Source organism: Methylomonas sp. 2F7 (assembly GCF_057126975.1).
Genome location: NZ_CP195203.1, coordinates 3,823,582 through 3,836,966 on the forward strand (window position 1 = coordinate 3,823,582; position 13,385 = coordinate 3,836,966).

The 13,385-nt window shown below is 52.3% G+C and carries 8 protein-coding genes; 1 reads left to right on the top strand and 7 read right to left on the bottom strand.

All coding sequences use genetic code 11. From position 1 onward, the window contains the following. Window position 1: 1 nt before the first annotated feature. Together gcvP and gcvT are read right to left on the bottom strand one after the other, a co-directional pair. Window positions 2–2,911 (bottom strand): aminomethyl-transferring glycine dehydrogenase, encoded by a 2,910-nt coding sequence (gcvP, locus tag ACR64Q_RS17250; RefSeq protein WP_313732531.1) that lies wholly within the window; start codon window positions 2,909–2,911, stop codon window positions 2–4. A 4-nt stretch (window positions 2,912–2,915) separates the two neighbouring features. Beyond that, a complete protein-coding gene (gene gcvT, locus ACR64Q_RS17255; RefSeq protein ID WP_313732532.1) occupies window positions 2,916–4,007 on the bottom strand; it encodes a glycine cleavage system aminomethyltransferase GcvT in 1,092 nt (363 codons plus the stop codon). 217 nt (window positions 4,008–4,224) lie between these two features. Between gcvT and ACR64Q_RS17260 the strand changes: the two genes are divergently transcribed. Continuing rightward, window positions 4,225–5,319: an acyltransferase family protein gene (locus ACR64Q_RS17260; protein WP_313732533.1), complete on the top strand. Its 1,095-nt coding sequence runs from the start codon at window positions 4,225–4,227 to the stop codon at window positions 5,317–5,319. Between the two features lie 8 nt (window positions 5,320–5,327). Here ACR64Q_RS17260 and ACR64Q_RS17265 read toward each other — a convergent pair whose 3' ends face one another. The 5 genes from ACR64Q_RS17265 to ACR64Q_RS17285 all read right to left on the bottom strand — a co-directional run bounded on the left by ACR64Q_RS17265 (window position 5,328) and on the right by ACR64Q_RS17285 (window position 13,377). Next, window positions 5,328–9,008, bottom strand: coding sequence for a hypothetical protein (locus tag ACR64Q_RS17265; RefSeq protein ID WP_483823350.1), 3,681 nt, complete (start codon window positions 9,006–9,008; stop codon window positions 5,328–5,330). 397 nt (window positions 9,009–9,405) lie between these two features. Continuing rightward, a complete protein-coding gene (locus ACR64Q_RS17270) occupies window positions 9,406–10,041 on the bottom strand; it encodes a DUF2026 family protein (RefSeq protein WP_313732535.1) in 636 nt (211 codons plus the stop codon). Between the two features lie 26 nt (window positions 10,042–10,067). Further along, window positions 10,068–10,727, bottom strand: a complete 660-nt coding sequence (locus tag ACR64Q_RS17275; protein WP_313732536.1) for a hypothetical protein — start codon at window positions 10,725–10,727, stop codon at window positions 10,068–10,070. Between the two features lie 404 nt (window positions 10,728–11,131). Next, on the bottom strand, window positions 11,132–11,551 hold the full coding sequence (locus ACR64Q_RS17280) for a hypothetical protein (RefSeq protein ID WP_313732537.1): 420 nt from the start codon (window positions 11,549–11,551) through the stop codon (window positions 11,132–11,134). 131 nt (window positions 11,552–11,682) lie between these two features. Next, complete coding sequence (locus tag ACR64Q_RS17285; RefSeq protein WP_313732538.1) at window positions 11,683–13,377, bottom strand: FHA domain-containing protein; 1,695 nt, start codon at window positions 13,375–13,377, stop codon at window positions 11,683–11,685. Window positions 13,378–13,385: the final 8 nt, after the last annotated feature.

A 13,385-nucleotide genomic window follows, 5' to 3' on the forward strand; every position in this document is an offset into this window, starting at 1 on the left:
TTCAGGATGTGGGCTCCATCGGCTCGGCCCAATCGGTCGGGCAACTGCACAGCACATTACGGTCGCCGTAGACATTATCGATGCGACCGACCGGCGGCCAGTATTTGTCGTCGTGCTGATGACTATCTGGAAAGAAGGCCTTTTGCCGGGAATACGGTAGCGTCCATTCTTCCAACAGCAAACGATGGGTATGCGGCGCATTGTGCAGCACATTATTATGGCTGTCGGCCAAGCCGTCTTCGATTTCTCTAATCTCATCTCGAATCGCTATCAAAGCCGCGCAGAAGCGGTCGATCTCGGTTTTATTCTCGCTTTCAGTCGGTTCTATCATCAAGGTATCCGCGACAGGGAACGACACAGTCGGCGCGTGGAAACCGTAATCGATCAGGCGTTTGGCAATGTCCTCGACGGTAACATTGGCGGTTTTGCGGAATTGATGGCAATCGATAATACATTCGTGCGCCACCCAGCCGTTGGCATCGGTGTACAAAATCGGATAATGCGGCGCCAGGCGGCGGGCGATGTAATTGGCATTCATGATGGCCGCCAAGGTAGCCCGGCGTAAGCCGGTGGCGCCCATCATGGCGATATATGCCCAGGAAATGGTCAAAATGCTGGCCGAGCCCCAGGGTGCGGCGGATACAGTGCCGACCGTGCCGTGCTCGCCTTTGGCCGGATTCACGCCTTCGACGAGCGGATGATCAGGCAAGTACGGCGCCAGATGTGCACCGACACCTATCGGCCCGACGCCAGGACCACCACCGCCATGCGGGATACAAAAAGTTTTGTGCAAATTCAGATGCGCGACGTCCGCACCGATTTTCCCCGGCCGGCTGATGCCGACCAAGGCATTGAAATTAGCACCATCCATATAGACCTGACCGCCGTGTTGGTGGACGATGTCGCAGATCTCGCGGAAGGCTTGTTCGTAAACGCCGTGTGTAGAAGGATAAGTAATCATCAGTGCCGCCAGCGTGTCCTGATATTGCAGGGCCTTGGCGCGCAGGTCATCGACGCTGACATTGCCTTGCTCGTCGCAAGCCACAACCACCACGGTCAAGCCGGCCAAACTGGCGCTGGCCGGATTGGTGCCGTGCGCGGACGCCGGAATCAGACAAATGGTGCGTTGCCCCTGACCGTTGACTTGATGGTATTTGCGAATCACCAGCAAACCGGTGTACTCGCCTTGGGAGCCGGCATTGGGCTGCAAAGAAAACGCATCGAAGCCGGTTAGGTCGCAGAGCATGTCTTCCAGCTCCGCGAACAATTGCTGATAGCCCTGAGCCTGATACAGCGGCACGAAGGGATGCATGGCGTTGAACTCATGGAACGAAATGGCCTGCATCTCGGTGGCGGCGTTCAGTTTCATGGTACACGAACCTAGCGGGATCATCGCCCTGTCCAAGGCAATATCGCGCCGCGCCAATCGCCGCATATAACGCATCATCTCGGTTTCCGAATGATACAAACTGAACACCGGATTTTGCAGAATCGCATCGTCACGCAATAACGCATCAGGAATGCATTCGTTCAGTGTTGCATCCAGCGCGCCAATATCCGGCAATTCGGCAATGGGCGAGGCAAACACTTGCCACAAGGTGCGCAAATGCTCACGGTTTGTGGTTTCGTCCAGGGAAATTCCCAGCGTATCGGCGTCGATAATCCGCAGATTGATATTCAAGTCAGCCGCCTGCGCGGCGATGCGGCGCGCGCGATTCGGCACGCTGACCACCACGGTATCGAAATAACATTGGCTGAGCACATGCTGGCCGCTTTGCGTCAAACCCGCAGCCAAAATCTGTGCGTAACGATGCACCCGGCTGGCGATTAGACGCAGCCCGTCCGCGCCGTGATAGACCGCATAAAAACCGGCAATCACCGCCAGCAGAACCTGCGAAGTACAGATATTGCTGGTAGCTTTGTCGCGGCGGATATGTTGTTCGCGGGTCTGCAAAGCCATCCGCAAGGCGATCTGGCCGTGACTATCCTTGGACACACCGATCAAACGGCCCGGCATCGAACGTTTGAAGTCGTCGCGGGTGGCAAAAAAAGCCGCATGCGGCCCGCCGTAACCCATAGGCACACCAAAACGCTGGGCGCTGCCCACGGCGATGTCGGCATCGAAAGCAGCTGGCGGTTTTAGTAACACCAAACTCAGCAAATCGGCGGCCACCGTCACCAGCGCTTGTTTGCTGTGAGCAATCGCGGTCGCCTCGCTAAGATCGCGAATTTCGCCGCTGGAGCCGGGGTATTGCAGAATCAAGGCAAAGAAATCGTGTTGCGCCAGATTGTCGAACGGATCGGCGACGACTACTTCATAGCCAAGGGAGCCGGCTCGGGTCTGCACCACCGCGATGGTTTGCGGATGGCAGTCTTTATCGATCAACACCCTGTTGGACAGGCTTTTGGCTAAGCGCCGCGACATGGTCATGGCTTCCGCAGCCGCTGTCGCTTCGTCCAACAGCGAGGCGTTGGCGATCTCCATGCCGGTCAAATCGATGATCATTTGCTGAAAATTTAACAACGCCTCTAGCCGGCCCTGCCCCACTTCGGCTTGATACGGCGTGTAGGCGGTGTACCAGCCGGGGTTTTCCAGCACGTTACGCTTGATCACCGCCGGCATGATGGTGTCGTAGTAACCCATGCCTATCATCGACACCAGCACCTTGTTACGCTCGCGCATCTTGCGCAGGTATTTGATCACAGCGCGTTCGCTGATGGTGCCGGTGAGTTTTAAGGGTTCGCGGTTGAGAATATTGTCGGGAATGACTTGACCGACAATATCTTCCAAATCCTGCAAACCCAACTCGGCCAGCATCTCCTGAGTCTGCTGCGGATTGGGACCGATATGGCGCTGAATAAAATTTCCGCGCATTTCCAGTTGGTCGAGACGGGGGCTTTTTGCAGACATGGGCTTATCTTCTCAAGTAGCGATGCGGAACAAACGGTAGCGAAGTGACCGTCACTGAAATAGCCGAGTTCCGCACCAGCGCGGTTAATTCGGTACCCGGTTCGGCAAATTGGCGATCAAGCAGCGCCATCGCCACCGGCCGGTTCAGACTGGGCGAGAAACTGCCGCTACTCGCATAGCCGATTTGCTGGTCTTGATGAACGATCTCACAGCCTTCCCGTACCGGAATTCGGCCATCCACCAACAAGCCGACGCGCACTCGCTCTGCGCCGTTTTGCCGTTGCGCCAGAATTTTCTCAGCGCCGGGAAAATCGCTGTGGCCTTTTTTGAATATCCATTGCAAGCCCGCCTCTATCGGCGTGATCGTTTCGTTCAGTTCATGGCCATACAAACAAAGCCCGGCTTCCAGCCGCAAAGTATCGCGAGCGCCCAAACCTATCGGTTCGACAGCCTCGTCCGCCAAAAACAAACGTGCGATTCGTTCCGCGTCGGCTTGCGGCAAAGAAATCTCGAAGCCATCTTCACCGGTGTACCCGCTACGGCTAATATGGCATGCGCTCCCGGCAATGTCGGTGGCACAAGCCTGCATAAATTTTAGTCCGCCAGCCTCGGTCGAAAACTTAGCCATTACCGCCGCTGCGCCCGGTCCTTGTATGGCAAATAAAGCTAAATCGTTTGATGGTTCGAACAAGCAATTGACCGGTAACTGGCTGCGTAGATAAGCAAAATCTTTGTCCTTGCAGCCGGCATTGACGATGAGGGATAAGCCCGCTTCAATGCGGGTAACTATAATGTCGTCGACTACACCGCCCTCGGCATTGGTCAATACCGTGTATTTCTGCGCACCCGGCTTCAAATCGACAATACCGCCGGGCGTGAGCCTTTCCAAGGCTTCTGCCGCGCCTTCGCCCACAATCCGGCACTGGCCCATGTGCGAAATATCGAAGAAACCGGCCTGACTGCGGCAGTGCAAATGCTCGTGAATGATGCCGCCTTTGTACTGCACCGGCATTTGGTAGCCGGCAAACGTGGTCATCTTGGCACCCAATTGCCGATGTAAATCGTACAAGGGCGTTTGCTTTGAACTAGTCACCATGACCATCCTATACTGTTTAGGGATTTCATTAGTCTAGCGCCGGGCCGGATCTCCAACCAAGTAAATTTACAAACGGCTGATTTGCCCGTTCAAATTTCAGCCAAGTGCGGTTAATGTATCGAACGGGCCTTGGCAACTTGTAAATCAGCTGCGTTTCTTGGCGTGTAGTTTAATCGCCTTTACCCTCTACCCTGCTTTAATGAGCTAAGCAAACACTATGATAACTATCGCAAGTTGGATCCGTAATACTTTCGAAATATCCCACGTCGGCCATAACGCTATTCGCTCGATGGAAGGTATACGCGGTTTTGCGGTGTCGCTGGTTTTTCTGGTTCACTATGTGACATTAATAGAACCGTGGTTGCTGACAAATTCGATTACTCACGCAATTGCGAAAAATATCCATACCATCGGCAATACCGGCGTTGATTTGTTTTTTGTATTAAGCGGCTATTTAATTTACGGCATGCTGATAAAAAAGCCTACCGAATTCAAAAAATATTTATACCGCAGAATACAGAGAATTTATCCCACCTTTACCGTGGTATTTATTATTTACCTGGCACTTTCGTTTGCTTTTCCGTCCGAATCTAAAATTCCTGCCGGCTGGAAAAGCGGATTTATTTTCGTAACACAAAATTATTTGCTGATGCCCGGTCTGTTCGATATTACTCCCATCATCACCGTGGCCTGGTCATTGAGCTATGAATTTTTTTACTACCTGTTGATTCCGCTGCTAATAATAACGCTCAAGCTGCGGGCCTGGCCGAGAAAGTATAGAATATTATTGTTTTCATCAGCATCGCTAATACTATTCGGCTATTTTTACAATCATAGCGGCCCGATTCGCTTATTAATGTTTGTTGCCGGAATAATTTTATACGAAACTGTTGAAAGCGGCTATTTAAAACACTTTCCGCCTATAGGCTTATTTGCTTTAATATTGGCTATTACATCATTTGCAATAACCAGCTATTACCCCATCAACATTTCATTAAAGTATTTATTGCTTTTCACGCTGTTTTTTATTTTCTGTCTGGAATGTTTTTGTACTTCAGGATTTACCAACTATTTATTTACCCTACCCTACCTTAGATGGCTGGGCAACATGAGTTACTCTTATTATTTAATTCATGGCCTGTCATTAAAAGCCATTTTCATGGTATTTGCCAAATTACTTCCCCCTCATCACAATAGCGAACTACTATTCTGGATTGGTTTAGCACCGATTTTCCTGGTTACCTTATTACCCTCGGCCGCATTATTTTGCTGGATAGAAAAACCATTTTCCTTGCAAAGACGACACAAATAGCCCAGCTATTAATCGCGAAGCAAATTTAGATAGTCAGCGCGCGGTAATAAATAGACAGGGCTGGATGAAATGGAAACACTGGCCTTACCCGTGACATCTACGGCCAAGTCTCGAACATGTCCGACTACATCCACCGCCACCCAGGCTTTCTTCGGCTCTAGCTGCATGGTCCAGACCCTGCTGGTTTCGTCTGTGCGCCAGATCATGAAGGTATCGCCAAAATAGGCGGCCTGAATATTGCCGTCCTGGGTATCGACAGCACGGTAAGGTAGCCCGTCGATCAGGGCGCCAGCGGTATACATGGCCGCCTCGCCCGGCTTATGGCCCAAGGAATAATCCCAGATGCGACCATAAGCCAAGTCATATTCATGAGCGATGCAAAACGCTACGCCCAGATAATCCTGACGGCTGTTGACCCAGGCGATGATTTTCGCCACCTGCTCGGCCTGCCAGCGCCGGCCGCTGAAGCCATGCATGGCCTTGGCACCGGCTTCGCCGAGCCAGAACGGCAATTTGTTGCTGCGGCCCAGGCTGGCATAGGTTGCCAGCACGCCGCGCTCATCTTCGTTTGAACCATTACCAATGGGTCCGCCGAAACGCGGCGGCTGTTGCGGATAGGCGTGCACGTCCCAAGCATCCTGATAATTATCCAAACCTAGCTGCAACACCTGTTTAAACCAATCGCCCTCGCCCGGCCTGACCAGGCTACCGCCGACAACATGCGCATCGCTGCGCGCTTGATGGGCTTGTTGGTACTCCCATTTCGCCCGCTCGACCCAATGCGCCGGCTCGCGCAGCTTTTGCCAATCGGCTTCATGGCGAATGTCTATTTCGTTCGTGGACTTGAAATAGCGCGTGTACGCTGCGGCGGCATTGACAAAGTTTTGGCCATCGCCCGGCTTGTCGTTCAGCCAGTTGCTATCACCGGAGGAATCGGCGAATAGCTGCAAGCCGCGCTGCTTGGCTTGCTCCCATAATGGTCGATACTGCGCGTCGAAGCCCGGATAGCTGCCGATGCTTCGAAAAATCCCCATGCGCTCCAACCAGGCAAAATAGCCGCCGGGCTGCCTGAAACTTTTATCGCCGTCGGCCAGCGCGTAGTAATCGTTGTTCCAGAGTTTCTTTTGCGCCAATCTTTGTTTTTGGGCTGCACTGCCTCCAACCACACTAAAACCGTCGGCCGGATAATGCATGATCAAGCGGCCGTCGTTCGTATACAAGGACGGATAAACCGCGTAATAACCCGCCTCATGAAGCTTGCCAAAATCGGCTTCGACCTGACCGGGAAAGGTATCAGTGACTTCCCGTTCGGCGATTTGTTTACCGCTGTAATCAACCAGGCGCAGGCGTAACTTTGCCGGAAAGCGCAGTAGCGGCACCGGTAAAGTTGTTTCTTCCAAAATCGGCTGCCAGCGTAAATCCACTTTTAACTTCGCCGCATCCCCTGGATGCAGCAGGTTGGCCGGGGCATCGACGAACATTATTGGCCGCAATTTGGCGGCGATACGTTGCAAAGCCAAATCGGCATCGGGATCGGCGATTTGAGTTTGCAAGCCCGACAGCGGCCGCCCGGCGGGATCGGTAAACAGACCGGAAAAATAAAAGCGCTGCCCTTGCTCATGTTGCATCACCAGTTTCAGCAACAAGCTGTGCCAGCCGGGCGTCAGGTTTAACATCGCCAATTGCGGGAACTGCGTGCGCTCCGCTGATGCAGTTGCCGGCAAGCCTTCGGTGGTCAAACCGTGCAATAGAGCATTGGCTCGGGTGCCGATGGAGTTGGCAAACCCAGCCGGCGGGGTTGGATCATCGCTAAACGTAACAGGCTGGCCATCCAGCCAGCCGACGGATTTGATACCGGAATGTCGCAAATGCAGATGCGTTTGCGTTGCCCGTTCGGCGTAAACGTAAAGCTGGGCATACCCAGTGCCGCGCGACCAGCCATAGGCGTGCTGGGTGCTGGCTTCAATATCGGTCTCACCGTTGGCCTGAGTTGGTGCGATGCGCCAATCGCGCATTTTGCCGCCCATCATTTCCAGACTCAGATACGGTTGTTCTGGATTGGGCCTTGAGACAGTTTCAGTGTCCAAGCCAAACACCGACAGGCCGGCCTGCCCATCCTGCAAGCCGCCGACCAGCCACGCTGATGGCACGCCATTGTTCAGCGAAGTTGGCTGCGAGGGAGCAACTGGAGCTGGTTTCGGCATCGTGCCGAATTTGCCAGGTTCGGCCAGAAACTTGACCACCTCCGTTTCGTTCCTAGGCTGCGTGAATACCCCGAGCACGGTGAAATGATCGTCGGTGACTACCGCAGCAGGCAGAGTCTCGAGATTCAATTGCCCAGCCATAGCTTCGGCTTCCGGGCCAATCAGATAAGTCACCGGCAAATTGTCATAGACAGGCCGCGCCACATCTGCAGCCAAGCCACGAAACATTACATCGGCGTTTTCACCCTTGCCATCCAGCAGATAAAGGCGTCGCGGGCCTGCGGCGGCAGGCTTGGTCAACGCCAAGAAACGATTTCTGGCTTGAGCCTGCTCGACGGACATCCAATCGCCCAGCGGTTTATCCAGTTTTAATAAAAACGCATCGAAGACTTTGGCACCATCTGCCTTGCCGCTATTTTCGATTTCCAACCACCGGTCGCCCGGCAACAATGTGACGCTGGTGGAAGCCGGCAACCATTGGTATTCCCACGGCGTGGTATTGGTCAGCGCAAACTCGGCGCGAGTCGCCAACTCCTCAGGGTTGGCTCCGGCCTTGACGATGAAGCTTTGTTTGACCTGCGACACCTCGCCGCCGCTTTTATAGCGGGCCAATAGCTGGTATTGTCCAGGCTTAAGCGCTGTCGGTAATTCAAAGCGAAAACGTCCACCCCACTCACCAAAGCCCTGATGAAACAATAATGCTTCATCCTGCTCGGTGGCCAGTGCGCCGGTATTGCGGCCCGCCGTGGCACTGCCTGTAACAACGTCAAGATAGCGCGGCTTGGGCAACGCTCCCAAAGCCGGCGCTTTGCCCAATTCCAATAGCACCGCCGGTTGATCAACACTACCCGCAAACGGCAATACCGCCCACGGCGACGCCAATAAAAACGCGTCGAACACTTTAGCATCGTGACCGTTGCCGCTATTACGAATCTCGATCACCCTATCGCCGGCTTGGAGAGGCACCGACTTATCGCCGGTCATCCAGGCATATTCCCAGCCCTTAGGTTTTAGCGACAAACTACCGCGCAGCGCCAACCGGCCGGCATCCGGTCCCGCCCAGATGTCAAAAGTCTGTATGCAAACATTCGGATCGCCGCCCTGCCGCCAGCGCGCCCAAAATTTAAAATCACCCGCAACAGGCTTGGTTAAGTTAAAACGAAATGCCGCTGACCATTGGCCAAAGCCTGAATGCAGCGCGTTAACGGCGTCAGGCTCGACTTGCCAGCTGACGCCGGATTGACGGTCTTGCAGCATCTGACCTTGCAAGACCTGGACACCGGGTAAGGGATCAGATTGTGCTGGAGACCCACTGCCCAGTTCGAGCAATAAGGCCGGTTGCTGCGGTGTGGGGTTGATGGGTAGATTGATTGCTTCATTCAGACCGGCCTGACACACAGTAGCGTTAGCGATCATCAGCAGGCAGGGAAAAGTGAAACGAGTAGAGGCCGAAAACAGCCGAATGAATACAGCGCAGGGAGGCATCGCAAATCCTTGTCGGTCAAAAACACCCGAGCCAGCCCGGGAGCGAACACATCCTTGTAGTGACCATAATAAAACAGCTCGGCAAAAAATTCCGCTTTAGCTTGACCGGCGCCGCCAATAGATTTTGGCTAACGCAAATTCTTTAGCCCGAGGACTAATGACAGGCTGTTGTGCCCAAACAGTAAAGCCAAACTGCGACGCAATAGGGTGTAGCCTATTGGAATTACAGATAGGCCTTAACCTTTTGATGTTGGCTGGCGAGGGAAGACAGACTTCGGCCAGTAGCTGTCTATCGGCATCGTTCTACTAATAGCAGTTAAACACCCAAAAGCTGCTGTTAACGCCTGTATCAAAGCCGCGCCGCGAAGTATTGTCGGCTTGCATGAATTGTTAGTGCTTACCATGCGCCGCTGATACGACAAGGCGACAACGGCACATTGTTGACATGCCCATGTTGATTGCCGATTTGGATGCAGTCCGGGAACTTCTTTGGTGTTGGCTCATACCATTGAAGGCAGATGTCAATGAAGTCAGAATTCGCTGGCTTTTGAACGAAGTCCGAGAGGAGTTCTGAGCGTAACTGGTCATCCCTGCTGTACCAATGCGCACCAGAAACAGTCATCTCGTCGATACTAGCGCCAGCCTGATCTAAGCGCTTCTGCATCATTTTTCGAGGCAGCGAAATTGGAGGCTGTTGCTTAGCGGCAAAGTCCTTGAAGAGTGGCGCCTGAAAATCCACTGCCACTCCGTCAACTTCAATCCAGCAGTGGAACCCTTTGGCTGTTGCCCGAATAGTTTGTCCGTCGTTCTCGGCGAAAACCATGAGATTGCCATCAAGCCGATAAGCCGCCATGCCAAAGACTGGCTCTGCCTTTACCCGGTGATATCGCTCAAGAATCGAGCAGCCGATGACACTGAAGTACATACAGGCTCGTAGTGGATCGCCTCTCTCATTGAGCAGCACTCCATGGATAACACGGAAGATGCGCTCATAGTCAGGGAGTGTAATCACGAGGTTCTTAGGGCTGGCCATGGATACGGATGAGCGCCAACCGGAAGCTAAGCGGCGGGATCGCCAGAGGCGAGCCCGTCGGCTTGAGCGTCTTGTTGGGCCTGTCTGATTGCGGACCAAGTTTCGGCTGAAAATTTCTTCATGAAGTCTTCATTGCCAGTGAGACCACGAACTCCCTTCTGCAATTTAAGAATAATTTGTATGTAAGTGACCACTGAATGCTTAAGTGCGAGCACTCTAATTCCTTTCTCCAGCTCTTTCGCAGCGAGATCCAAACCAACTTCATGTGCCGATAAAAGTCGGACATAGACGTCATTGTTTTTTGAGGCAGCGATAAACGAAGCCGACTTTGCTTTTGAAAGCAAATCGATTAGTTCGCGCAGTTGAAGTGACTCCATGGGATAGACACCAGATATTTCGTCAACCGCCGAATGAAGCTTTTCGATATCTATAATGGGTTCAAGGAAGTGCTTGTTTGACACATACTTGCGTATTTGCTCGTATTCTTCCCAGTTTGAAACATTGTCTTTAAAGGTCTCTGACGCTGCTTGCAAAATACGCACATGACTATGTATCCGAATGAGTTTCGCAAGCAATTTCCCGATGCTTCTTCTGTCAGCTTCGCGCGCCTTCCAACCAGCGGCAATGGCGCTGAGAAGCCAGCCAAGGAAAACGCCAACAAGAGGCCAAATATATTGTTCGTTCATTATGTTCCCTTACGCCTAACAAGGAATTAGGTAGTTTCCGTATTTCTACAGAAAAATGATCCTCGAAACGATAAATTATTGATCAGCATATGAATTTCTCTTCTGTATATCATTGGAGCCAAGTAGATATGGCTGGTAAACATCAAAATGCTGACATTGAATCAGATGTGGCGACCGTCCGCAACGGGTCGAATTTAATCAGTCAGTGTCTACTTTGTTGTAGATCGATTTTAAATCGCCCGAGCCCAGCCCGGGAGCCACCACATCCTTACAGGTACCATGGTGTCAAACAGCGGCACAAATTTCCGCTTTAGTCAGCCATTCGGGCGCCTTGAGATCGACCTTAGAAATTACGGATCTGCACGGTTTTTTTGCGCAGGTCCGTTTGATTACCAGGCTAGGCATCACATGACGATACATAAATGGACCGTGTTTGACTGCGCTGCGACACGCTCAAGCTCGGACTTAAAATCGGTAAGCTCGTCAATGACATCGTCTTGCTTCCAGCCGTCTGCGGTCGTTAACGCGTTAGGATTGGTTTGCAGGTGGTCCAATATCACGGATACCGAAGACAATACGGCTGCGGCCGGAAACCAATTGGCGGCTGATGCCGACCAGCCTTCTTCGCAGTCTTCAAACTCGCCGGTTTCGTCCATGTTATAGCGAACGTCAGTATCATCATAAAAGGCGCTAAGCGGGGTGACATTGAGTTTGTCAGCCAACGCATCCAGTGGCTCTTGCAGGTAGAAGACAGCGGAATGATCTTCGCCGTTGCTCTCGTAAGTTTCGCCGTTACGGATATTCAACCAAAGCGTCATACTCATCGTTGTTTCCTTGTGGTGGTGGGTAGAATTGAATGGGGTGCTACGGTATATGTCGCTAGGTTCAAGCCCAGGACCGTTTAAGGGTGCAAGATACCCTGTGTTATCGAAGCTACCGAATTAAATCAGACCTATCAATTAACGGCCTGAGATATTTGTAACAGCGGCGGGCTGAAGTCGAAACCGAAATGCTTAGGGTCTTCACCTATCACTGCGGCCGAGACGATGTAAAACACATAATCGTAGGTTTCCAGCGGAATTTCGTATTGCTGGATGAACTTCCAGAAGTTACGGTCGCGCGGGTTGTCGGGCATTTTTTCCACCATGCCGCGCACTTTATTGTGGCCGTAGTTATAGCTGGCCATGACTAACAATCCTGATGCCTGCGCTTGCTTACTGTAGATATATTTCAGGTATTTCGCGCCAGCTTGAGTGGCCTGAGCAAAGTCGAAGCGCGCGTCCTGCTCGTCATATTCCCTGACATTCGCCAACGGACCCGGCGGTAAACCGTATTCCTGTCCTGTGGTAGCTAAAAATTGCCAGGCACCCTTAGCAATGCCAAAGCGCGTCTCCGGCCCTATCGCCTTGGTGTCGTAATTGCTTTCCTGCAGCGGCAAATACATAAAATAAGCCGGCAGCCCTTCCTTATCCAGCGCATCCAAGACCATCACGCCATATTGGTTATCCTGCATGTTTTTAATAGCTACGCGCAACCGACCGGTGTCCTGCCAGTTCTTGATGTATTGCCGCACCTGGGTGACAAACTCGTCCGGCAATTCCAACTCGCTTTCGCCGAAACCCCTGACCACGCGGGTGATCAACTCGCGTTCGTATTGTTCATCGGTCGGAAAGCTCAGGCGCAGAAAATCGATTTCCTTTAGATACTCCTGATATTTGGCTTTCATCAATTTCAGCTTTTGCCGTTCCTCTGCTAAGCGTTTTTTCTCTTCCAGAATTTTTGCCTGCTCGGCTTTGATGCGCTCTTGCGAGACTTTTAATTTTTCGTCCTTTAATTCTTCAAAAGCTTTGGCCAAGGACTCGACATTCTCCGCCAGTCGCATGTCGGCTTGCGACAAACTGACTTCCAGGGTTTTGACGTCGTAAAACATATTGATCGCCAGCTTACGGGCATTGTCCAGCGCCAGATATTGATAAGTCACCAAGCCGACGGCTAGCACAAACAAAATGCCCAAAGACCAAATCAGCTTTTTGTAATTTTTGGTTCTGACCGTTCTATCCTCGCGGATCACTCGCCGCACCATGCGGGTGTAATCGCCCATATCCGCCGATTCTTCTTCGGACAATAGGCGATTCTTGATGGCATCGGCCGATAAATTCTGTTGCGGCTTGGGAGCTGGGGCTTTGGGCTGATTTAAAACAGGCGTTTGCGCGGCGGCAAATAAGGTGGCATCGTCTTTGGGGGTGGGCAAAACGGGTTTTACATTCGCGGAGGCGATTTTTAGTTCAAACGGCGAAACACCCAGGCCCAACAACACCGGCAAATGCAACTTGGTTTTAGCAGCCAGCCGTTGTTTGTCCAGATACACGCCGTGCGTGCTGTTTAAGTCATACACCCACCAACCATCGGACTCACGCTTGATTTCCAAATGATGCCGGCTTATGGATTGATCGTTGACAACCACCGAATTCTCTTGGGCACGACCAACACTGAAACTGTTTTCGAACGCATAACTAGCGATCGCTTGTCCGCTGATATTCAGTAACTCAACCAGAAGCGTTTCCGGCTTGGCCAATACGGTGCGATCAGCATCCGCTTCCGGTGCTTTAAACGGACTGACTCCCATGAAAACGGTTTTATCGTCTTCCATCAACTTGC